We start from the raw sequence: 22,203 nt of genomic DNA, 5'->3' as shown, positions 1-22,203 counted from the left end.
CACCCCCCATCAGGCAGTACGGGCATCGCTCAGCCCCAGCTTTTCCTTCATCTGCTGGCGCATGACAAACTTCTGGATCTTGCCGGTAATGGTCATGGGAAAGCTGTCGACAAACTCGATGTAACGCGGAATCTTGTAATGGGCAATCTGCCCCTGACAGAAGGCACGCATGTCGTCCACACTAGCCGTTTCTCCATCGCGCAGCTTGATCCAGGCACATAGTTCTTCGCCAAAGCGGTCGTCCGGCACGCCGATGACTTGTACCTCTTGAATCTTCGGGTGGCGATAGAAAAACTCTTCCACTTCACGCGGGTAGATGTTTTCGCCACCACGTATCACCATGTCCTTCACCCGGCCGACGATGTTGACATAGCCCTGCCCGTCCATCACAGCCAGATCGCCGCTGTGCATCCAGCCGGATTTGTCGATGGAATCGGCAGTTCTGGCCGGATCATCCCAATACCCCAGCATCACCGAATAGCCACGGGTCAACAGTTCGCCGGTTTCGCCATGCGCCACGATACGGCCATCGTTATCGACAATCTTCACCTCCACATGCGGATGCACCAGCCCCACGGTGGACACGCGCTTGTCCAGCGGCGTGTCGGCGCGGCTCTGGAAGCTGAGCGGGCTGGTTTCAGTCATGCCGTAGCCTATGGTTACCTGCTCCATATGCATCAGGGTGGTCACCCGCTTCATCACCTCAATCGGACAGGGACTGCCAGCCATCACCCCGGTACGCAGGCTGGACAGGTCGAATTCGGCAAACTGCGGATGATCGAGCAGGCTGATAAACATGGTGGGCACACCATGCAGGGCGGTACAGCGCTCTTCCTGTACGGTATGCAGTACGCTGAGCACATCGAAACTCTCTGCCGGAAATACCATGCAGGCACCGTGCGTCAGGCAGGTGAGCGTGCCCAGCACCATGCCGAAACAGTGATAAAGCGGCACCGGGATACACAGCCGGTCGTTCGCGCCAAAGCGCATGGCTTCGCCGGTGAAATAGGCGTTGTTGAGGATGTTGTGATGCGACAGCGTGGCCCCCTTGGGGCTACCGGTGGTGCCGGAGGTAAACTGGATATTGATGGCATCGTCGAATTGCAGGGTCTGGCCTAGCTGCTGCAAGGCAGCCAGCTCCTGCGGCGTCGGTGCGGCCAACAAATCGGCAAATCCCAGCATGCCGGGCGTTGCCTGCTGCCCCATGCGGATGACCCACTCCAGCGGTGGCATGCGCGCAGCCTTGAGCTGGCCTGGCTGGCATACGGCCAGTTCTGGTAGCAGATCCTGCAGTATTTCGATGTAGTTGCTGCTCTTGAAACTGGGCGAGGCAATCACAGCGCGACAGCCCACTTTGTTGAGGGCGTATTCCAGTTCGGAACGACGGTAAGCCGGATTGATATTCACCAGCACCAGCCCAGCCTTGGCCGTGGCGAACTGGGTCAGCACCCATTCAGCATTATTCTGCGACCAGATGCCGATGCGGTCTCCCGGCGCAAGGCCAAGGCGAATCAGGCTGCAAGCCAGACTATCCACCTGCTGACGCAATTCGGCATAGCTCCAGCGTATGCCCTGGTGGCGCACGACCAGTGCTTCCTGGCTGGCATATTGCTGGCAGGCCGCATCAAACAACTGGCCTATCGTTTGCCCGATCAGCACTTGCGGGCTGGCACCGTGCACATAGCTGGCGTGCTTCATTGCTACTGTCTCCTTGTTGTGGTCTTTTATCCGGTGGAGCCGCTTCCCTGTTCGGCCGCGTGGCCTCCTGGTGCAGAGGTCTTTTTTGCATTAATCCCACAAGTTGACTATTACGTAAACGTAATGTGCCATTCAGGATGAGAAGCCGTGGGAAAAACGCTACAATCCGTACAAATACTGAAAGCAGACACCATGACAGAAGCAGAACTCTTCACCATTTCAGATCTGGCACGTGATTTTGATGTCACCCTGCGTACCATCCGCTTCTACGAGGAACAAGGCCTGATCGAACCCAAGCGTGATGGCCGCCAGCGCGTGTTCACCCGCCGCGACCGTGCCCGCCTGCGGCTGATCCTGCGCGGCAAGCGCATTGGCCTGTCCTTGTCGGAAATTCGCGAAATCATCGACCTGTACGATCTGGCGCGCGACGAAGCCAGCCAGTCGCTCAAGCTGCTGCATTTGCTGGTGGCACGGCGCGAGCAGTTGGAAGAGCAACGCCGCGATATCGATGTGGTATTGGCGGAAATCGACGCTTTGGAGCAGCACTGCCGTGGCGTGATCGACCAGATGACTACCAAGTCTGATACCCCGGCCTGAACACCTGCCCTGTGGCAGGTTTTTTTACCATTTCGTATTGACGTTAACGTAAGCGTAATTCAATATTCAAATCATTAACATCACCTTCACAATAGCCTGTCAGGCCTTGCCGCCAAGACCAGCACCCGAGGAGAAACACCATGTACAGCAGCCTGCGTTTTGACCACGGCGACACCTACGACATGTTGCGCCAGAGCGTGAAGGATTTTGCCGACGCCGAAATCGCCCCGCGTGCCGCGCAAATCGATCAGGACAACCTGTTCCCGGCCGATCTGTGGCGCAAATTTGGCGAGATGGGCTTGCTGGGCATCACTGCCGAAGAGGAATACGGCGGTGCCAATATGGGCTATCTGGCCCACATGATGGTGATGGAAGAACTCAGCCGGGCGTCGGCCTCGGTGGCGCTGTCCTACGGTGCGCACTCCAATCTGTGCGTGAACCAGATCCAGAAAAACGGCACGGCCGAACAAAAAGCCCGCTACCTGCCCAAGCTGATTTCCGGCGAGCACGTGGGCGCGCTGGCCATGTCCGAACCCAATGCTGGTTCCGATGTGGTCAGCATGAAGCTGCGCGCCGACAAAAAAGGTGACCGCTACGTGCTGAACGGCAGCAAGATGTGGATCACCAACGGTGGCGATGCTGACACGCTGGTGGTGTATGCCAAGACTGACGTCAACGCCGGCGCCAAGGGCATCACGGCTTTTATCGTAGAAAAGGGCTTTGCCGGTTTCTCACATGGCAGCAAGCTGGACAAGCTGGGCATGCGCGGCTCCAACACTTACCCGCTGTTCTTCGACAACTGTGAAATCCCGGCCGAAAACGTGCTGGGCGGCGAAGGCAATGGGGTGAAGGTGCTGATGAGCGGGCTGGACTACGAACGCGCCGTACTGGCGGCTGGCCCACTGGGCATCATGCAGGCCTGCATGGATATCGTCGTCCCCTATCTGAACGACCGTAAGCAGTTTGGCCAAGCCATTGGCGACTTCCAGCTGATGCAGGGCAAGCTGGCCGACATGTACGTCAAGCTGTCCGCCAGCCGTGCTTATGTCTATGCCGTCGGCCAGGCACTGGACCGTGGCGAGAGCGGCCGCCAGACACGCAAGGATGCCGCAGGAGCCATCCTGTATGCCGCCGAAAACGCTACCCAGATGGCACTGGACGCCATCCAGTGCCTGGGCGGCAACGGCTATATCAATGAGTATGCTACCGGCCGCCTGCTGCGCGATGCCAAGCTGTATGAAATCGGCGCGGGCACCAGTGAAATCCGCCGCTGGCTGATTGGTCGTGAACTGATGGCTGAAACACGCTGAACACCGGGAGTAGAGAGTGGGGAGCCGGGAGTAAAACCGTTCACTCCCCCACACCCTACTGACCACTAACACCAGGAGTAGAGAGTCGGGAGTGGGGAGTTCCCCACCCGTCACCTGCTACTCCCTACTCCCCACTCCCTAAAATCATGCCAATCATCGAATCCAAACTCTCCCCGCGCGCGCCAGACTTCCTTGCCAATACCGACAAAATGCGCGCGCTGGTGGATGACTTGAAACAGAAGGTCGCCACGGCAGCACTGGGCGGCGGCGAAGGCCCGCGCGCCAAGCATGTAGCCCGTGGCAAGCTGCTGCCGCGTGAGCGCATCAACCTGCTGCTGGACCCGGGCGCGCCCTTTCTGGAGCTGTCCCAACTGGCCGCCCACGGCATGTATAACGATGATGCCCCAGGAGCGAGCCTGATCAGCGGCATCGGCCGCATTGCCGGCGTGGACTGCCTGATCATCGCCAACGATGCCACGGTCAAGGGCGGCACCTATTACCCGATGACGGTGAAAAAGCACCTGCGTGCCCAGGAGATCGCCAAAGAAAACCGCCTGCCCTGTGTCTATCTGGTGGATTCCGGCGGGGCATTTTTGCCGCTGCAAGACGAAGTATTTCCCGACAAGGAGCACTTTGGCCGCATCTTCTACAACCAGGCCCAATTATCCGCCGCCGGCATTCCGCAAATCGCCGTGGTGATGGGCAGCTGCACCGCAGGCGGTGCCTATGTGCCGGCCATGTCGGATGAAACCATCATCGTCAAAGAGCAAGGCACCATCTTCCTGGGCGGCCCGCCGCTGGTGAAGGCCGCCACCGGTGAAGTCGTGACGGCAGAAGAACTGGGCGGCGGCGATGTACACACCCGTATTTCCGGCGTGGCCGACCACCTGGCGCAGAACGACGCCCATGCACTGGGCATTGCCCGCCGCATCGTGGCCGACCTCAACTGGCACAAACAGGGCGTGCTGGACCGCGTCGAAGCAAAACCACCGCGCCACGCCGCCGAGGAAATCTATGGCGTGATTCCGGCCGACCCGAAAAAGCCCTTCGACGTGCGCGAAATCATCGCCCGGCTGGTGGACGATTCGGACTTTGACGAATTCAAGCAGAACTACGGCAGCACGCTGGTCACCGGCTTTGCCCGGCTCAATGGCTGGCGCGTCGGCATCATCGCCAATAACGGCATCCTGTTTTCCGAATCAGCCCTCAAGGGAGCACACTTTGTCGAACTGTGCTGCCAGCGCGGCATTCCGCTGATCTTCCTGCAAAACATCACCGGCTTCATGGTAGGCAAAAAGTACGAAAACGGTGGCATCGCCAAGGATGGCGCCAAGCTGGTTACCGCCGTGGCTTGCGCCAGCGTGCCCAAGTTCACCGTGCTGATTGGTGGCAGCTTTGGGGCAGGTAACTACGGCATGTGTGGCCGCGCTTACAGCCCGCGCATGCTGTGGATGTGGCCGAACAGCCGTATCTCGGTGATGGGTGGCGAACAGGCTGCCGGGGTACTGGCCCAGGTCAAGAAAGAACAACTGGGCGAGGGCTTTACCGCTGAGCAGGAAGAAGCGCTGAAAGCCCCGGTACGCGAACAATACGAACGCCAGGGCCACCCTTATTACGCCAGCGCACGACTGTGGGATGATGGCATCATCGACCCGGCGCAGACCCGCGATGTACTGAGCCTGGCGCTGGAAGCGGCCCTGTCCGCGCCCATTGAAAAAACACGCTTTGGCGTGTTCCGCATGTAAGGAAGCGCCATGAGCCAGTATCAGACTCTCGATATCCATCATAACGGCAGCACCGCCACTGTGTGGATGAACCGCCCGGAACTGCACAATGCGCTGAACGAAACGCTGATTGCCGAGCTGACCGCCGCCTTCAAGGCCCTGCAGCTGGACGACAACGTGCGCGTCATCGTGCTGGCAGGTCACGGCAAAAGCTTTTCCGCCGGGGCCGATCTGGACTGGATGCGCCGCGCCGCCGGCTACAGCGAAGCGGAAAACCTGGCAGATGCCCAACGGCTGGCCGCCATGCTCAAGACCATCTACCGCAGCCATAAGCCAGTGATCGCCCGCATTCACGGCCCGGCCATTGCCGGTGGCACCGGCCTGGCCACCGTGTGCGACATTGCCATTGCCACCGAAGCCGCCCGCTTCGGCCTGACCGAAGTGCGACTGGGGCTGATTCCCGCCACCATCGGCCCCTATGTGGCCGATGCCATCGGCTGGCGGCAGGCACGGCGCTACTTCCTGTCGGCCGAGCGCATTGACGCCGCCACCGCCGCCCGTATCGGGCTGGTGCATGAAGTTGTCGCTGCTGACATGCTGGACCAGCGCATCGCCGACATCGCCAGCGAACTGGCCAAAGGCGCACCACGTGCACTGGGAGCCGCCAAAGACCTGCTGGCCGAACTGCATGAAGGCTCGCCGTGGGATGACGACCTGCTGGCCGACACCGCCAGCCGTATTGCCAGCACTCGCAGCGGGCAGGAAGCTCGCGAAGGCCTGGCTGCCTTCTTCGACAAACGCCCGCCCGCCTGGCAACAAGAACAATAAGGACGCTGCCATGTTCAAGAAAATACTTATTGCGAATAGAGGCGACCAGCAGCCGCAAGGCTGCGCAGCTGCGCAGCAACATCGCCTGACGGCGCGCCTGCGCCGTGGCGATTTCGCCGCGGGAGACTGCCATGTTTAAGAAAATCCTCATCGCCAACCGCGGCGAAATAGCCTGCCGGGTGATCAAGACCGCGCGCCAGCTGGGCATTGCCACCGTTGCCGTTTATTCCGACGCCGATGCCGACGCCCGCTTTGTCAAACTGGCGGATGAAGCCTGGCGACTGGGCCCGGCACCCGCTGCCGAATCCTATCTCAAAGCCGACACCATCCTGGACATCGCCCGCGCCAGCGGTGCCGAGGCCATCCATCCTGGCTATGGCTTCCTGTCGGAAAACGCCGATTTTGCCGCGGCCTGCGAAGCCGCAGGCATTGCCTTCATCGGCCCACCGGCCCGTGCCATCGCCGCCATGGGCAGCAAGTCGGCCGCCAAAACCCTGATGGAAAAAGCCAGCGTGCCACTGGTACCCGGCTACCACGGGGCCGAGCAGCAAGCAGAATTCCTGCAGCAACAGGCCGACCATATCGGTTACCCGGTGCTGATCAAGGCCAGCGCCGGTGGTGGTGGCAAGGGCATGCGCATAGTCGAATGCAGCGAAGACTTCGCCGCCGCACTGGCTTCCTGCCAGCGCGAGGCCAGTGCCAGCTTTGGTGACGACAAGGTGCTGGTGGAGAAATACCTGACACGGCCGCGCCACGTGGAAATCCAGGTGTTTGCCGACAGCCATGGCCAGTGTGTCTACCTGTTCGAACGCGACTGCTCGGTGCAACGCCGCCACCAGAAAGTGCTGGAAGAAGCCCCCGCCCCGCACCTGCCCGCAGTGATGCGCCAGGCCATGGGCGAAGCCGCCTGCGCCGCCGCCCGTGCCGTCGGCTACATCGGTGCCGGCACGGTAGAGTTCATCGTCGACGTGCAAGCCAATGGCCAGCCTGGTGCCTTCTATTTCATGGAAATGAATACCCGGCTGCAAGTGGAACACCCGGTTACCGAAATGATCACCGGCCAGGACCTGGTGGCCTGGCAGCTGCATGTTGCCGCCGGCCAGCCGCTGCCGCTGCGCCAGGACGAATTAAAAATCCATGGCCATGCCATCGAGGCACGCATTTACGCCGAAGACCCGGACAAGGGCTTTTTGCCTGCCACCGGCCAGCTGATTCATCTGCAAGCCCCACCGGAAAACGCCCAGCTGCGCATTGATACCGGCGTCAGCGAAGGCGACAGCATCACCCCCTTCTACGACCCGATGATTGCCAAGCTGATCGTGTGGGGAGAAAGCCGGGAAGCCGCACTGCAACAGCTGGATGCCGCCCTGGCGCAGTACCAGATTGCCGGTGTCAGCACCAATATCGCCTTTCTGCGCCGCATCGTGCAGCATGACAGCTTTGCCAGTGGCCAGGTCGATACCGGGCTGATTGCCCGCCATCAGGATGCACTGCTGCCTGCGCCGGCAGCGCCAACAGCGCAGCAACTGGCCTTGCTGGCCGTGGCCGAGGCCCTGCACACCGCCGCGCCCTACCCGGCGCCTGCCGGCTGGCGGCTGAACGGCGTACTGGAACAGCGCGTGCAGTTCCGTCAGGGCGAGCATGTATATACAGCCGGGCTGCGTTATCTTGAGCATGGTTTTGTCGTTACGGTGGCGGGGCAGCAAGTCGAGGTTCAAGCCCGTCTGCACGGCCACCACTTGCAGGCGACCCTGAATGGCCTGGTCCTCAGCGGCAGCGTGGTACGACAGGCACAGCAGCGCGTGCTGTTCGTACAGGGAGAACGCTTGCAGCTGGAATGGGTCGATCCCTATGCCGCGACAGAAGACACCGTCCACGGTGTGACCCATCTGAAGGCCCCGATGCCAGGCCGCGTGGTCACCCTGCTGGCCAAGGCCGGCCAGACTGTCCGTCAAGGCGAGCCCTTGCTGATTCTAGAGGCCATGAAGATGGAACACACCATTCACGCCCCTGCCGACGGCGTGCTGCGCGGCTTTTACTTTGCCGCTGGTGAGCAGGTATGCGACGGCGACGAGCTGGTGGATTTCGACGCTGCCTGAGCGGCGACAAGGGGACAAGATGACTTGTGTGAAGATTGTCGAAGTCGGCCCGCGTGACGGGCTGCAAAATGAAAAGCAGCAACTGGACACCACCAGCAAGCTGGAACTGATCCGCCGCCTGGCGGCCAGCGGCCTTAGCACCATCGAAGCCGGCGCATTTGTCTCGCCCAAATGGGTGCCACAAATGGCCGACAGCCTGCAAGTGTTGCAAGCGCTGGATCTGTCCGGCCCGGTGAATTACCCGGTACTGGTACCTAACGACAAGGGCATGGAGCAGGCACTGGCGGCAGGTGTGCGCGAAATTGCCGTGTTCGGCGCGGCCAGTGAAAGCTTCAGCCAGAAAAACATCAATGCCAGCATTGCCGAAAGCCTGGCCCGCTTCGACAGCGTGCTGGCCAGCGCCCGCCGCGAGAACATCCGCGTGCGTGGCTATGTATCCTGTGTGGTGGATTGTCCGTATGAAGGGGCCATTGCCCCGGCCAAAGTGGCGGAAGTCGCCGCCCGCCTGCTGGACATGGGCTGCTACGAAATTTCGCTGGGCGACACCATAGGCACGGGCACGCCCAACCGCGTGCTGGACATGCTGGCAGCCGTTAGCAAGCTTGTGCCAATCGACAAGCTGGCTGGCCACTTCCACGATACTTACGGCATGGCCATCAGCAATATTCATGCGTCTTTTCAGGCGGGAGTCAGGACCTTCGATTCCTCCGTTGCCGGGCTGGGCGGCTGCCCGTATGCTCGTGGAGCTTCCGGCAATGTCGCAACGGAAGATGTGGTCTACCTGATGAACGGGCTGGGCGTGGACTGCGGCATCGCCCTGCCACGACTGGTGGAAACGGCATGGTTCGTTTCCGGCCTGCTGGGCCGCGCACCGGCATCCCGAGTGGCTCTGGCCATGGGCCGCCATCACTGATGCTTGCGCGCACGGCCCGCCACGCCCGTGACAACAATAAAGAGGAGCAACATGCAGCACTCCACCACCCCGATCTGGCACCCTAGCGCCGCCCGTGTGGCCGGCTCCCATCTGCATGCCTTTCAGCGGCTGGCCGAAGCCGCCTATGACCGCCCGCTGCCCGACTACCACAGCCTGTGGCAGGCCAGCGTGGACGACCCCGGCCGTTTCTGGGCACTGGTCTGGGACTACTGCGGCGTCATCGGCGACAAGGGCAATACGGCACTGGAAAACGGCGACAACATGCTGGCCGCCCGCTTCTTTCCCGAAGCCCGGCTCAATTATGCAGAAAACCTGCTGCGCCACGATGGTGACGGACTGGCCATGGTGTTCTGGGGCGAGGACAAGCTCAAGCGCCAGCTAAGCTGGCAGCAACTGCGTCAGCTGGTATCCCGCCTGCAACAGGCCTTGCTAGCCGCCGGCATCAAGCCGGGTGACCGCGTCGCCGGCCTGCTACCCAATATGCCGGAAACCGTGGCCGCCATGCTGGCCACCACCAGCCTGGGCGCGGTGTGGACCAGTTGCTCGCCGGATTTTGGCATCGACGGCGCCATCGACCGCTTTGGCCAGACCGAACCCAGAATACTGTTCTGCCCGGATGGCTACTGGTATAACGGCAAACAGATCGATATCCACGACAAGATGCAGGCACTGGCTGCCGGCCTGCCCTCGGTCGAACAATTCATCGCCATCCCCTATCTGGGCGATGCCGTGGAGTTTGCTGCCGGCCTGCCGCGCACGGTTACTCTGAGCGACTTCATCGCCCCGTTTGCAGCATGTCCCTTGCAGTACACCCGGGTAGGCTTCAACCATCCGCTGTTCATCCTGTATTCCAGCGGCACCACCGGCAAACCCAAGTGCATCGTGCACGGCACCGGTGGCACCCTGCTGCAACACCTGAAAGAACACCAGCTACATGGTGATGTGCACCAGGGTGACCACCTGTTCTTCTTCACCACCTGTGGCTGGATGATGTGGAATTGGCTGGTTTCCGGGCTGGCCTCCGGCGCAGCGCTGATGCTGTACGACGGTTCGCCCTTTGCTACACAGGGGCGGGTGCTGTGGGAGTATGCCGAGTCCTGCCGCTTCAGCCATTTCGGCACTTCGGCCAAGTATCTCGATGGACTGCGCAAGATCGATCTGCACCCGGCACAGGAATACCGACTGGATACGCTACGCGCTATCTTTTCCACCGGTTCGCCGCTGATGGCGGAAAGCTATGACTGGGTGTACGCCAATATCAAGCAGGACATCAATCTGGCGTCCATCTCCGGTGGCACCGACATCGTGTCCTGCTTCGCCCTGGGTTGTGCCACGCTGCCGGTATACCGTGGTGAGCTGCAATGTCGCGGGCTGGGCATGGCGGTGGACATCTACAACAGCCATGGCCGCCCGGTGCGCCAGGAAAAGGGCGAACTGGTCTGCACCCGCCCCTTCCCGTCCATGCCCGTCGGTTTCTGGCAGGACGAACAAGGCAGCAAATACCGTCAGGCCTACTTTGGACGCTTCGACAACATCTGGTGCCATGGCGACTATGCCGAGCTGACCGAGCACGATGGCATGGTGATCTATGGCCGTTCCGACGCTGTACTCAACCCCGGTGGCGTGCGTATCGGCACCGCCGAAATCTACCGCCAAGTGGAGAGCATTGTCGAAGTACTGGAAAGCCTGGCGGTGGGCCAGCGCTGGCAGGACGATGAGCGGGTGGTGCTGTTTGTCAGGCTGCGCGAGGGTTGCCAGCTGGACGAAGCACTCATCATGCGCATCCGCGAGCAGATCAAGCGTGGAGCCAGCCCACGCCATGTGCCGGCGCGCATCATCGCCGTGGCGGATATCCCGCGCACCATCAGCGGCAAGATTGTCGAGCTGGCAGTGAAGAATGTCATTCATGGAGAAGCAGTCAATAATCTGAGCGCGCTAGCCAATCCGGAAGCACTCAAGCTGTTTGCCAATCTGCCACAGCTGCAACACTGAAGCGACAGACGGTTCGGGGCGGGTAACCGCCCCGACTGCAACACGGGGCAAGCCGCGAATGCTTGAGCGCGCTCAAGGCTGCCCCTCAGCACTTGATGCAGGCTAATCACCCCAGGCAATAGAGCACAGCATGAAACGCAGCGCAGCCCTTACCCCTCTATCCCGCGAGCACCACCACGCACTGTCCCTCGCCATTCAGGCCGGCAAGGCCGCCCGCACAACTGATCCTGCGCAGTGGCAACAGGCCGCCGACAAAATCAGCCAGCAGACAGCACAAACCTTGCAAGCCCACTTTGCCGAGGAAGAGCGCAGTTTACTCCCCGCACTGGCACAAGCCGGCCATGGCCAACTGGTGGAACGGACGCTGGAGCAGCACGCCCACCTGCGCCACCTATTGCAACATGCCGAACTGGCCAGCCCGGCCATCTTGCAGGCTTTTGCCGATGCCATGACGACTCATGTGCGCTTTGAAGAGCGCGAGCTGTTTGTCCTGGCAGAAAGCCTGCCGGCTGTCATGGCAGCACTGCAAGCGCATAGCGCATGAAAAAGGGCCGGTACGATCCGGCCCTGTCTCTGGTGAATGGTGACGACGTGCGCTAGTTGTTTGCACGCCGGAACAAACCAAACAGCTCAAACTTCTCACGCGGCCTTGCCCCCTGCCACAGCAAGGTCCAGCCTGGTTCGGCCAGGCCATCATTGCGCGAGCGCACCAGCAGCTGGTAGTCGCAAGGACTGCTCTCCCCCGCTGGATAAGCCAGCAGATCGATGCCCGCGTAGTAATGCCAGCTGATACGCGCCACCATGTTCTGGTTTTCGGTCGCGATGCACTGCGCCTTGTCCAGTCCGGCTGCCGGCATGGCCCGCACCATGCTCTCCACCACCGGACGGTAGCTCTTGGCTGCATCCAGCCACGGCAGCCACAGGCTGAGCGCCAGTCCCCAGCACAAGGTCAGCCCGGCCGCCCAGTTGGTAATGGCCTGCCGGCCACGCAAATGGCTGCGCGTTACCGCCCAGATCCAGGTAATGGTGGCCAGCACGGCAAATACCGCGGCCAGCACCGAAACATGCGGCACATAGTAGGGGCTGAAATACTGCGCGCGTCCGGCCAGCCGCTCGGGCCAGCCATAGTTCATTGCCGCCCAGCCAGCCCAGATCAACAGCCCGAACACGCCGAAGGTCATCAGCCCAAACCAGTTGAGAAAGGCCGCCGCGCCACGGCGCAGATTGTCCAGTTCCACCGCAGCCAAGAGCGACAGCGGCAGCAGCAAGGGCATGGCGTAATCCATGCTCTTACGTTCGGACAGCGTCAGCATGATCAGCACCACGCCAAAAAACATCAGCGGCAGCTGCAACATGGGTAGTTCGTACTTGCGATTGCGGAACAGCGTCCAGGCCGCCAGCGGCCAAGCCGGCCAGGCAAACCAGATGGTATTGAAGGTGTAGTAGCCGAAGCCGTGGAACAGGCTGACTTTGCCAAAGCCATCCAGCGGGCCCAGCGCATGGCGCTCCCACCACAGACGGAACAGTGCCGGATAGCTGCGCTCCAGCTGCAGCGGCCAGATCAGCGCCACCGGCAAAGCCACCAGCAGCGCCATGAACACGGTGATGGCGTAACGCTTGTTGCGCCAGGCAGTAAAGGCCGGCAGGAAAATCACCACGGCCCACACCAGCATCACTTCCAGCAGGCTGGCACTGAGAAACAGTGTGACGCTGGCCGCCCCCAGTATCGCCCCGGCCAGACCGGGAGAACGCAGGGTCAGCGACAAGGCATAAAAGGCGGCGGCAAAACCGGTAAAGCTGGCCACCATGGGTGTCATCTGGTGGCCGGTGACAATCAGGCCCAGGCAGCCTATCAGTATCATCACCACACTGCGGCCGTAACGGCGGCCGATCAAATCGCGCCCGGTCATGCCGGCCAGCGTCAGGCCCAGCGCCATGAACAACGGCGTGGCCAGGCGAGCGGCATCATGCGCGGGTAGCAGCCAGGGCGAAAACAGCTTGGCAAAACCAGCGGCCACCCAGTAATACAAGGGCGGCGACTCCAGATAGGGCACCCCCTGCAGGGTGGGCAGCAGCCAGTTGCCGCTGCGCAGCATGCCCTCTACCACCGCCATCACATAGGGTTCGTCCGGCTTCCACGGGTCGTGGCCGATAATGCCGGGCCACAGCCAGACGAAACACAGCAGCAGCAAGACCCAGGGTTTTTCAGTGGGAACGGGAACGGTGGCGTTTTGCGGGGAGTACGTCAGCATCGAGGCGCGCGCCAGTCAAGTAGAAGTAATACGCTATTTTAATGTGCAAGCGCGGGCAGCGGAAATGAAAAAAGGCAGCCATGGCTGCCTTTTTTCCAAAGCTTACAAGCTTAGCGCTTGAAGAAGCCGCCGAACTTCTGGTTGAACTTGTCGATACGACCAGCGGTATCAACAATCTTCTGCTTACCGGTGTAGAACGGGTGGCAGCTGGAGCACACTTCAATGTGGAAGGCGTCCTTGGCCATGGTCGACTTGGTAGTGAAGGTGTTACCGCAAGAGCAGGTAACCGCAACGTCGGTGTAATTCGGGTGGATATCAGCGCGCATGAGAGCTTCCTTAGTTTACGGGTACAGGGGTTTTGCCTGTACTACAGGGTCAAGAGGACGCATTATCCGCGCTTTATTTGCGCTTGACAAGTCGCTCAAGATTAAAACAGTGGCAAGTTGCCGGCATGGTCCGATGCTGTGGCCAATCATATCGGCAAGGTCAGCCCTTTACTCTGGCCTGACCTTGCCGACTTGCCTCATGTCAGGCACGACGCCAGCTAGTGCCCTGGGCGTTGTCTTCCAGCACCACACCCTTGGCGATCAGCTCGTCACGGATGCGGTCAGATTCGGCCCAGTTCTTGCTGGCACGCGCATCGCGACGCGCCTGGATCAGCGCTTCGATCTGCTCGGCAGTCAATTCGCCCTCACCTGCTCCTGCCTTGAGGAATTCCTCCGGCTCGCGCTGCAGCAGGCCCAGCACACCGGCCAGATCCTTCATCAGGCGTGCCAGTTGAACATCGCGCGTCTTGTTGACCTCACCGGCCAGATCAAACAGCACAGCCACGGCTTCGGAGGAGCTGAAGTCGTCGTCCATGGCCGCCTTGAAGCGCGCTGCGTACGGGTTGCTCCAGTCGATACCCGTGGACGCCGGCAGCTCCAGGCCGCGCAAGGCAGTGTACAGCCGGGTCAGACCCTGCTTGGCATCGTTGAGGATGCTGTCGGTGTAGTTGACCGGGCTGCGGTAGTGGCTGCGCACGATGAAGAAGCGCACAACCTCGCCGTCGAAGTGCTGCAACACGTCGCGGATGGTGAAGAAATTGCCCAGCGATTTGGACATCTTTTCGCCATCGACATTGATAAAGCCATTGTGCAGCCAGTAGTTGACATACTTGTGGCCGTGCGCGCCCTCGGACTGGGCGATTTCGTTTTCGTGGTGCGGGAATTGCAGGTCTTCGCCGCCGCCATGAATGTCGAAATGCTCACCCAGGTGGTGGCAGCTCATCACCGAGCATTCGATATGCCAGCCCGGACGGCCAGCACCCCACGGGCTTTCCCACGACGGTTCGCCCGGCTTGGCCGCTTTCCACAGCACGAAGTCCAGCGGATCGCGCTTGTTGGGGTCGATTTCCACCCGCTCACCGGCGCGCAGTTTGTCCAGCGTACGGCCGGACAGCTTGCCGTAGCCTTCAAACTCGCGCACCGCGTAGTACACGTCGCCATTGGGGGCCGGGTAGGCCTTGCCATTGGCAATCAGCTGTTCGATCAGCGCAATCATGCCGCCCACGTGGTGGGTGGCACGCGGCTCGTGTGTCGGCGGCAGCAGGTTCAGCGCGGCGGCGTCCTGATGCATGTCGGCAATGGTTTCGGCTACCAGCTGGTCCGGGGTGATGCCGCGTTCCAGCGCACGCTTGATGATCTTGTCTTCGATGTCGGTGATATTGCGCACGTAATTGACATCGTAGCCGGAGGCCTTGAGCCAGCGGTAGATCACGTCAAAGGCCGCCAGCATGCGGGCATGGCCGATATGACAGAGGTCGTACACCGTCATGCCACACACATACATACGCACCTTGCCCGGTTCGATGGGGTGGAACTCTTCTTTCTGGCGAGTCAGGGTGTTGTACACGTTCAGCATGATCTAGATAACCTGTGCTTGGGTAAAAGGGGAAATTGTAGCAGAGTCGTCAAGCCCCCGCGAAGCGCCTGCACACTGCCCGACAAGCGATGCGCAAAATGCAAAACCGGGCACATGGCCCGGCGGCTTGACCAACGAAAGCTGACAGATGGGGTCACACTGGCGGCCATTCAATACGGCGGTAGTCCGGCAAGCCCTGGCGGAAAGGTGGCATGCGCTCGCCTTCCATCAGCGGCAACAGGTAGTCCAGAAAGACCTGGGTCACGCCATAGCCATCGGCGGAGATGAAGTGCGCAGGGAAAGCCTTTTCCAGATCCCCCACATCAGAGAGCGGAAACGCCGCCACTTCCCAGCGGTAAGGGTGATCGGACAGGCGACGGATACCCGCCATCTCGCCACTGCGGCCAGCCTGCAGCCACTCCACGCCCTTCTGCCCCATCTGGTAAGCCTGTGCGGCATCGGTGGCCGACACCAGATGCCCGGCAGCGCGTTGCAGATAATCCACCTGTGCCACATGGGCAGACAGGCCGCGTTCGCGCTTGAGCAGACCAGCCAGCCAGCTACCCACCCCGCCCAGTTGCTCATGGCCATACACAGCCGAGGCATTGGCTTCGGTGACAAAGCGCCCGGAGGCATCCACCAACCCTTCGGCCACCGAAATGGCACACTGGCCGTGCGCCGCCAGGCTGGCATCCACCGCAGCCAGAAACTTGTCTTGCTCAAACGGCACCTCCGGCAGCAGCACGATATGCGGTGCCTGCCCGCCATGAATGCGCGCTGCGGCCGGGGCTGCCGCCAGCCAGCCGGTATGGCGGCCCATGGCCTCCATGATGAATACCCGACCACGGCCCATGCTGATCATGTCCATGCCCACTTCCAGCATGGTGCTGGCCAGAAACTTGGCCGCCGAGCCATAGCCCGGGCTGTTGTCGGTGCCGACCAGATCGTTGTCTATGGTTTTGGGTACGCCGATGACATGCAGGGCGTGGCCAGTGTGGCGCTGAAAATCTGCCAGCCGCGCCGCACAGCCCAGTGAGCCGTTACCCCCATTGATCAGCAAATAATGAATGCCGTGACGCGCCAGCACCGCTTTCATGCGCAGCCAGTCTTCGGGACATTTGTCGAAACGGCCTATCATGCGGCGGCTGACCCCAAAATGCCCACCGGGCAGGAAACCCAGCCGCGCGATGTCGTGATCGGACACACCATCGGTATTCACCAGCCGGTCTTCCAGCAGGCCAGCCAGACCGTCGCGGGCGGCATACACCGAGATGCCCAGCTTACGCGCGGTTTCAATCACCCCTTGCGCCGAGGCGTTGAGCACGGCGGTGGGGCCGCCGGATTGCAGATACAGCAGGCGTGGCTGGTTCATGGCATTTCTCCGCGAAGCAAGACTGATGGTTTTGATGCTAAGCAGCGCTTGTGTAGCAGGCAAATTACATCACGCCAAAGTCGACGCGCATCAAATGCTGCGCTGGCGAAGCTTGTCAAAGTCCGCGCTGCGGTGTAACCGGGGCCGCGGACATGAAAAAAGCGGGCCTATGGCCCGCTTCTGTACACGATATGGCTGGCGGCAGGTTTACTTGCTCCAGGTATCGCGCAGGCCTACCGTGCGGTTGAACACGGCACGCACACCTTGCTGATGGTCGTAACGGTCGGTGACAAAGTAGCCCAGACGCTCGAACTGGAAGCGCGATTCCGGCGCAGCCTTGAGCACGGCATCTTCTACATAGGCAGTGACGGTTTTCAGCGATTCCGGGTTGAGGAACTGGCGGAAATCAACATATTCGCCATCTTCGCCACGCACGGCATCCGGACGCGACTCGGTAAACAGGCGGTCGTACAGGCGTACATCAGCCTCGATAGCGTGTTCGGCCGATACCCAGTGAATCACGCCCTTGACCTTGCGGCCTTCCGGGTTCTTGCCCAGGGTGTCGTGGTCGATGGAGCACTTGAGTTCCACCACCTTGCCGTCGGCGTCCTTGATCACTTCTTCGCACTTGATGACATAGCTGTAACGCAGGCGCACTTCGCCGCCGGCGGTCAGACGCTGCCACTTGGGCGGTGGCACTTCGGCAAAGTCCTCACGTTCGATCCAGATTTCACGGGCAATCGGCACTTCACGCTCGCCGAATTCCGGGTGATGCGGATGGAAAGGCGCGCTGCGGCTGGCAGTGACGGCGGCATCGAAGTTGCTGAGGGTCACCTTGATCGGGTCCAGCACGGCCATCACGCGCGGCGATTCGTTTTCCAGCATCTCGCGCACGGCGCCTTCCAGCACGCTCATGTCGATGATGTTTTCACCCTTGGACACGCCAATGCGCTGGGCAAACAGGCGGATACCAGCCGGGCTGAAGCCACGGCGACGCATGCCTTCGATGGTGGGCATGCGCGGGTCGTTCCAGCCATCCACCAGGCCGTCGGTCACCAGCGCCTGCAGCTTGCGCTTGGAGGTGAGCGCGTACAGCAGTTCCAGACGGGAAAACTCGTACTGGCGCGGGTGGCAAGGGATGGTGATGTTGTCCAGCACCCAGTCGTACAGCGGGCGGTGGTCTTCGAACTCCAGCGTGCACAGGCTGTGGGTAATGCCTTCCAGTGCATCCGAAATGCAATGGGTGTAGTCGTACATCGGGTAGATGCACCACTTGTCGCCAGTACGGTGGTGATGGGCACGGCGGATACGGTAGATCACCGGGTCACGCAGGTTCACGTTGCCGGAGGCCATGTCGATTTTCAGGCGCAGGGTCTTGCTGCCATCCGGGAAATCGCCGGCACGCATGCGGGTGAACAGGTCGAAGTTTTCTTCCACGCTACGATCGCGGAAGGGGCTGTTCCTGCCCGGCTCGGTCAGGCTGCCGCGATAAGCGCGCATTTCTTCGGCGTTCAGGTCGCAGACAAAGGCCTTGCCGGACTTGATCAGCTCAACGGCGTAGTCATACAGCGCGTCGAAGTAATCCGAGGCGAAACGGACATTGCCATCCCACTGGAAACCCAGCCATTCCACACTGTCCTTGATGGTTTGCACAAACTCGTCGGATTCTTTTTCCGGGTTGGTGTCGTCCATGCGCAGATTGCACTTGCCCTGGTAATCTTCGGCCAGACCGAAGTTGAGGCAGATGGATTTGGCATGACCCACGTGCAGGTAGCCGTTGGGCTCGGGCGGGAAGCGGGTGACGATGGAGCTGTGCTTGCCGCTGGCAAGGTCCTCGTCAATGATGTTGCGAATGAAGTTGCTGACTACTGGCGCGCTGTTTTCCGTGCTCATGATTCTGGCTGCAGACTAAATGGAAGCAATCGGTGATTGTAACCGATTTGCCCTTGATGGGGAGGGCCAGCCCCGGCATGACGAAAACCGGCCCGTTCCGGACTAACTAGATCAGTTGACGACCGGTGATGGCCTGCAGCTCGGCCAAGGGCGAACGTGCCGGATCGGCCATGTCCTCTGCCGGCAGCCAGAAAGTCTGCTCCAGCATGAACTGGCCGGACATCACGGCATGCGAGGCATGGTCGGAGAAGCACACCCAGCCGCAGCCCGGCGGGAAAGGCATGGTTTCCTGCGGGCAAGTGCGCTGGTAGTCCATGTCGGCTTTCATGGCATCATGCAGATGCAGCATCAGGTGATCGTAAGCACTGCGCTTGCGCTTGGTAATCTTCAGTGCCGCCATCAGCGCAGCCGAGCCCGGCCACTGGCGGGGAATGCGCGGCAACATGCGCCGCGCCATGTCGGCAAACGGCTCGCCGACACGCCACACGCGCGGTTCGCCATTGGGATTGGCATTGTAAAACACACGCAGGATGCGCTCGCCATAGGTGGGACGGGAGGGGAAGGCATCCACATGCAGGCGGCTGTCGTCCTTGCGCCAGGAAGTCTGGCGATCTTCCACCCGCAGCAGACGCAAGCTGGTGGGCGCGGCACGCAGCTTGCCACGGTATTCCGGCAGCAACTGCTCGACCAGGGCAAAGGCGCATTCGCGGTAGCGGCTGATCAGCGCCCGTACCGCCGCTTCATTGGCCGGATCGGCCACACCATGCAGCTTGCCGTCCGTTTGCGGGTCCAGGCTGATGTTCTTGCGCTTGGGGTCGGCCACTTGCGGATTCAGCAAGCCTAGCTCGGCGGGCTGGATGGCAAAATCCAGCTGCGGCAAAAACAATACCTTGCCGCTTTCCAGCGCGGCGACTTGCGAATGCTGCGGCCTACCCGCTAGCTGTAGAATCTGGCTAGTCATGTCTCTAGGGCTTTCTGTGGGGTTCTGCTGGCAACGGCGTCTATCAGACAGAAAACATGCCGCTTGCCACGGGCGACAAAACAGCAGGTTACGCCAATCTGCGGCCGAGGTCACATCCCGTCGGCATGCTGCGGACAAGCTGCTGATTCCCCAGCAAAACTCCCTGTCAGACTTAGCCCTACTTGCAGCACGACAATTTATCATAAAAAACAACTGTTTATAGTGATAAAACCCAAAAAGTGCGGCATAATGCCGGGTTGCTCGCACACCAGCGCCACTACCGCATTCCATCAGCATGACGACACTAGCAGCCGCCGCAAAACCGATCACCTCTTACCGCAAGTACTGGGCCAGCCGCTTTGGCAACGCCCCCTTCCTGCCGATGAGCCGCGCCGAAATGGACGAGCTGGGCTGGGATTCCTGCGACATCATCCTGATTTCCGGCGACTGCTATATCGATCACCCCAGCTTCGGCATGGCCCTGGTAGGCCGGCTGCTGGAAGCGCAGGGCTTCCGGGTAGGCATCATCGCGCAGCCGGACTGGCAATCGGCCGAGCCCTTCCGAGCGCTGGGCAAGCCCAATCTGTTCTTTGGCGTTACCGCCGGCAATATGGACTCGATGATCAACCGCTACACGGCTGACCGTCGTCCGCGCTCCGACGACGCCTACACCCCGAATGCCGAACCGAACAAGCGCCCGGACCGCGCCGTTACCGTGTATGCCCAGCGCTGCCGCGAAGCCTACCCGGGGGTGGGGGTGATGATCGGTTCCATCGAGGCCAGCCTGCGCCGCATCGCCCACTTCGACTACTGGAGCGACAAGGTACGCCAGTCGGTACTGATCACCTCCAAGGCCGACATCCTGCTGTATGGCAATGCCGAGCGCGCGCTGGTGGAAATTGCCCACCGTGCCGCCAAGGGTGAAAAACTCAGCGAGATCCGCGACGTACGCGGCACGGCCTTTGTAGTGCAGCAAGGCTGGCGGCCGGATGAAGAATGGCAGGAAATGGACTCCAGCGTGGTGGACCTGCCCGGCCATGTCGATCCGCACCTGAACCCCTATCAGGAAATACCGGAACAGGCTGCCGAAGCAACCAAGGGCAGCGACCCGACCGCACCGCAGGTGATCCGCATCGAGTCGCGCGAAGAGCGTCTGGCCAAACGCCGTGCCGAACGCGCCAAAACCGTCATCCGCATCCCGGCATACGAAGCCGTGGCACATGATCCGGTGCTGTACGCCCACGCCAGCCGCACCCTGCATCTGGAATCCAACCCCGGCAATGCCCGTGCGCTGGTACAGCTGCATGGCAGCCGCGATGTGTGGCTGAACCCGCCGCCCATTCCGCTGACTACCGAGGAAATGGACTTCGTCTACGGCCTGCCCTACGCCCGCAATCCGCACCCGTCCTACGGCGATGCGCACATTCCGGCCTGGGAGATGATCAAGTACTCGGTCAACATCATGCGCGGCTGCTTTGGCGGCTGTACCTTCTGCTCGATTACCGAGCACGAGGGCCGCATCATCCAGAGCCGCTCGGAAGAATCCATCCTGCATGAGATCGAGGAAATCCGCGACAAGACGCCGGGCTTTACCGGCCACATCTCCGATCTGGGTGGCCCGACTGCCAATATGTACCGCCTGTCGTGCAAGGACCCGAATATCGAGCGCTCCTGTCGCAAGCTGTCCTGTGTATTCCCAGACATCTGCGAAAACCTGGGCACCGACCACAGCCATCTGATTCAGCTGTATCGCAAGGCGCGTGCCCTGCCCGGCGTGAAGAAGATCAACATCCAGTCCGGTCTGCGTTATGACCTGGCTGTGCGCTCGCCCGAATACATCAAGGAACTGGTACAGCACCATGTGGGCGGCTACCTGAAAATCGCCCCAGAACACACCGAAGACGGCCCGCTGTCCAAGATGATGAAGCCGGGCATGGGCGCTTACGACAAGTTCAAGGAGCTGTTCGAACGCTTCAGCCGTCAGGCGGGCAAGGAGCAGTACCTGATCCCCTACTTCATTGCAGCCCACCCCGGCACCAGCGATGAGGACATGATGAATCTGGCGCTGTGGCTGAAGAAGAACAACTTCCGCCTGGATCAGGTGCAAACCTTCACCCCGACGCCAATGGCCATGGCCACCACCATGTGGCATACCCGGCGCAATCCGCTCAAGCGCCTGTCGCGCAGCTCGGAAAAAGTGGATGTGGTACGCGATGGTTACCGTCGCAAGCTGCACAAGGCCTTCCTGCGCTATCACCACCCGGACAACTGGCAGATCATTCACGACGCGCTGATCAATATGGGCCGCAGCGACCTGATCGGCCACAGCAAGCACTGCCTGATTCCGCCCACCCCGCCGGGTGACAAATCAGCCGCCATTCGCCACCGCCTGGGCGCGCCGGCCGCACGCCAGGGCAGCGGCAAACCCGGCCAGCCGCGCTCTGGCCAAGGCAAAGCCAGCACCCCGCAGGCCAAGCCCTTCGGCGGCCGCCCGCAAGCTACTGGCCGTCCAGGTGCCAAACCCGGCAGCAAACCGGCCGGCACGGCTGGCAGCAGCAATAGCCGCCACAAAACCAAACGCTAACCCAAGCGCACCGGCCCACGGCATCGTCCATGACGATGCCGTTTTTCTTGGGCAAAT

General features: G+C 61.1%; 16 protein-coding genes. 9 read left to right on the top strand and 7 right to left on the bottom strand.

Annotated elements, in window-relative coordinates; translation table 11 throughout:
* Window positions 1-9 precede the first annotated feature (9 nt).
* The gene (locus tag H2Z84_RS20125) at window positions 10-1,698 is read right to left on the bottom strand and encodes an AMP-binding protein (protein ID WP_181837567.1); all 1,689 of its coding nucleotides are present in this window, start codon (window positions 1,696-1,698) and stop codon (window positions 10-12) included.
* 192 nt (window positions 1,699-1,890) lie between these two features.
* On the opposite strand from H2Z84_RS20125, the gene H2Z84_RS20120 reads away from it, so the two are divergent.
* The 8 genes from H2Z84_RS20120 to H2Z84_RS20085 all read left to right on the top strand — a co-directional run bounded on the left by H2Z84_RS20120 (window position 1,891) and on the right by H2Z84_RS20085 (window position 11,726).
* Window positions 1,891-2,295, top strand: a complete 405-nt coding sequence (locus tag H2Z84_RS20120; RefSeq protein WP_103522908.1) for a MerR family transcriptional regulator — start codon at window positions 1,891-1,893, stop codon at window positions 2,293-2,295.
* A gap of 140 nt (window positions 2,296-2,435) precedes the next feature.
* Complete coding sequence (locus H2Z84_RS20115; protein ID WP_181837566.1) at window positions 2,436-3,605, top strand: isovaleryl-CoA dehydrogenase; 1,170 nt, start codon at window positions 2,436-2,438, stop codon at window positions 3,603-3,605.
* A 146-nt stretch (window positions 3,606-3,751) separates the two neighbouring features.
* Entirely contained in the window at window positions 3,752-5,350 is a 1,599-nt protein-coding gene (locus H2Z84_RS20110; RefSeq protein WP_181837565.1) for a carboxyl transferase domain-containing protein, read from the top strand.
* Window positions 5,351-5,359: 9 nt separating this feature from the next.
* The gene (locus H2Z84_RS20105; RefSeq protein ID WP_181837564.1) at window positions 5,360-6,157 is read left to right on the top strand and encodes an enoyl-CoA hydratase/isomerase family protein; all 798 of its coding nucleotides are present in this window, start codon (window positions 5,360-5,362) and stop codon (window positions 6,155-6,157) included.
* Window positions 6,158-6,288: 131 nt separating this feature from the next.
* The gene (locus H2Z84_RS20100) at window positions 6,289-8,256 is read left to right on the top strand and encodes an acetyl-CoA carboxylase biotin carboxylase subunit (RefSeq protein ID WP_181837563.1); all 1,968 of its coding nucleotides are present in this window, start codon (window positions 6,289-6,291) and stop codon (window positions 8,254-8,256) included.
* Between the two features lie 19 nt (window positions 8,257-8,275).
* On the top strand, window positions 8,276-9,169 hold the full coding sequence (locus H2Z84_RS20095) for a hydroxymethylglutaryl-CoA lyase (RefSeq protein ID WP_181837562.1): 894 nt from the start codon (window positions 8,276-8,278) through the stop codon (window positions 9,167-9,169).
* A gap of 51 nt (window positions 9,170-9,220) precedes the next feature.
* Window positions 9,221-11,182, top strand: a complete 1,962-nt coding sequence (locus tag H2Z84_RS20090; RefSeq protein ID WP_181837561.1) for an acetoacetate--CoA ligase — start codon at window positions 9,221-9,223, stop codon at window positions 11,180-11,182.
* Window positions 11,183-11,312: 130 nt separating this feature from the next.
* The gene (locus H2Z84_RS20085; protein WP_181837560.1) at window positions 11,313-11,726 is read left to right on the top strand and encodes a hemerythrin domain-containing protein; all 414 of its coding nucleotides are present in this window, start codon (window positions 11,313-11,315) and stop codon (window positions 11,724-11,726) included.
* A gap of 52 nt (window positions 11,727-11,778) precedes the next feature.
* Here the strand turns inward: H2Z84_RS20085 and H2Z84_RS20080 are convergent, their stop codons facing one another.
* The 6 genes from H2Z84_RS20080 to kdoO form a co-directional block, all read right to left on the bottom strand.
* A complete protein-coding gene (locus H2Z84_RS20080) occupies window positions 11,779-13,434 on the bottom strand; it encodes an ArnT family glycosyltransferase (RefSeq protein ID WP_181837559.1) in 1,656 nt (551 codons plus the stop codon).
* Window positions 13,435-13,544: 110 nt separating this feature from the next.
* Window positions 13,545-13,760 (bottom strand): 50S ribosomal protein L31, encoded by a 216-nt coding sequence (gene rpmE / locus H2Z84_RS20075; RefSeq protein WP_124641169.1) that lies wholly within the window; start codon window positions 13,758-13,760, stop codon window positions 13,545-13,547.
* Window positions 13,761-13,962: 202 nt separating this feature from the next.
* Window positions 13,963-15,336 carry a cysteine--tRNA ligase gene (gene cysS / locus H2Z84_RS20070; protein WP_181837558.1) on the bottom strand — a complete coding sequence of 458 codons (1,374 nt, stop codon included), beginning with the start codon at window positions 15,334-15,336 and terminating at the stop codon, window positions 13,963-13,965.
* A 154-nt stretch (window positions 15,337-15,490) separates the two neighbouring features.
* Window positions 15,491-16,708, bottom strand: coding sequence for a 6-phosphofructokinase (locus H2Z84_RS20065; RefSeq protein WP_181837557.1), 1,218 nt, complete (start codon window positions 16,706-16,708; stop codon window positions 15,491-15,493).
* Between the two features lie 207 nt (window positions 16,709-16,915).
* A complete protein-coding gene (locus tag H2Z84_RS20060) occupies window positions 16,916-18,601 on the bottom strand; it encodes a glutamine--tRNA ligase/YqeY domain fusion protein (protein ID WP_181837556.1) in 1,686 nt (561 codons plus the stop codon).
* Between the two features lie 106 nt (window positions 18,602-18,707).
* On the bottom strand, window positions 18,708-19,562 hold the full coding sequence (gene kdoO / locus H2Z84_RS20055; RefSeq protein WP_181837555.1) for a Kdo hydroxylase KdoO: 855 nt from the start codon (window positions 19,560-19,562) through the stop codon (window positions 18,708-18,710).
* A 295-nt stretch (window positions 19,563-19,857) separates the two neighbouring features.
* Here kdoO and H2Z84_RS20050 point away from each other — a divergent pair, with 295 nt between their 5' ends.
* A complete protein-coding gene (locus H2Z84_RS20050) occupies window positions 19,858-22,146 on the top strand; it encodes a YgiQ family radical SAM protein (RefSeq protein ID WP_181837554.1) in 2,289 nt (762 codons plus the stop codon).
* Window positions 22,147-22,203: the final 57 nt, after the last annotated feature.

The organism is Aquitalea aquatica (genome assembly GCF_013911085.1).
Taxonomy (GTDB): Bacteria; Pseudomonadota; Gammaproteobacteria; order Burkholderiales; family Chromobacteriaceae; genus Aquitalea; species Aquitalea aquatica.
Note: the sequence above shows the minus strand (reverse complement) of the source record. Positions and strands in the feature narration are given on the sequence as shown.

Excerpts from the sequence above, each read along its gene's own strand:
- H2Z84_RS20125 (WP_181837567.1), bottom strand. The coding sequence starts at position 1,698 with ATGAAGCACGCCAGCTATGTGCACGGTGCCAGCCCGCAAGTGCTGATC.
- H2Z84_RS20120 (WP_103522908.1), top strand. The coding sequence starts at position 1,891 with ATGACAGAAGCAGAACTCTTCACCATTTCAGATCTGGCACGTGATTTT.
- H2Z84_RS20115 (WP_181837566.1), top strand. The coding sequence starts at position 2,436 with ATGTACAGCAGCCTGCGTTTTGACCACGGCGACACCTACGACATGTTG.
- H2Z84_RS20110 (WP_181837565.1), top strand. The coding sequence starts at position 3,752 with ATGCCAATCATCGAATCCAAACTCTCCCCGCGCGCGCCAGACTTCCTT.
- H2Z84_RS20105 (WP_181837564.1), top strand. The coding sequence starts at position 5,360 with ATGAGCCAGTATCAGACTCTCGATATCCATCATAACGGCAGCACCGCC.
- H2Z84_RS20100 (WP_181837563.1), top strand. The coding sequence starts at position 6,289 with ATGTTTAAGAAAATCCTCATCGCCAACCGCGGCGAAATAGCCTGCCGG.
- H2Z84_RS20095 (WP_181837562.1), top strand. The coding sequence starts at position 8,276 with ATGACTTGTGTGAAGATTGTCGAAGTCGGCCCGCGTGACGGGCTGCAA.
- H2Z84_RS20090 (WP_181837561.1), top strand. The coding sequence starts at position 9,221 with ATGCAGCACTCCACCACCCCGATCTGGCACCCTAGCGCCGCCCGTGTG.
- H2Z84_RS20085 (WP_181837560.1), top strand. The coding sequence starts at position 11,313 with ATGAAACGCAGCGCAGCCCTTACCCCTCTATCCCGCGAGCACCACCAC.
- H2Z84_RS20080 (WP_181837559.1), bottom strand. The coding sequence starts at position 13,434 with ATGCTGACGTACTCCCCGCAAAACGCCACCGTTCCCGTTCCCACTGAA.
- rpmE (WP_124641169.1), bottom strand. The coding sequence starts at position 13,760 with ATGCGCGCTGATATCCACCCGAATTACACCGACGTTGCGGTTACCTGC.
- cysS (WP_181837558.1), bottom strand. The coding sequence starts at position 15,336 with ATGCTGAACGTGTACAACACCCTGACTCGCCAGAAAGAAGAGTTCCAC.
- H2Z84_RS20065 (WP_181837557.1), bottom strand. The coding sequence starts at position 16,708 with ATGAACCAGCCACGCCTGCTGTATCTGCAATCCGGCGGCCCCACCGCC.
- H2Z84_RS20060 (WP_181837556.1), bottom strand. The coding sequence starts at position 18,601 with ATGAGCACGGAAAACAGCGCGCCAGTAGTCAGCAACTTCATTCGCAAC.
- kdoO (WP_181837555.1), bottom strand. The coding sequence starts at position 19,562 with ATGACTAGCCAGATTCTACAGCTAGCGGGTAGGCCGCAGCATTCGCAA.
- H2Z84_RS20050 (WP_181837554.1), top strand. The coding sequence starts at position 19,858 with ATGACGACACTAGCAGCCGCCGCAAAACCGATCACCTCTTACCGCAAG.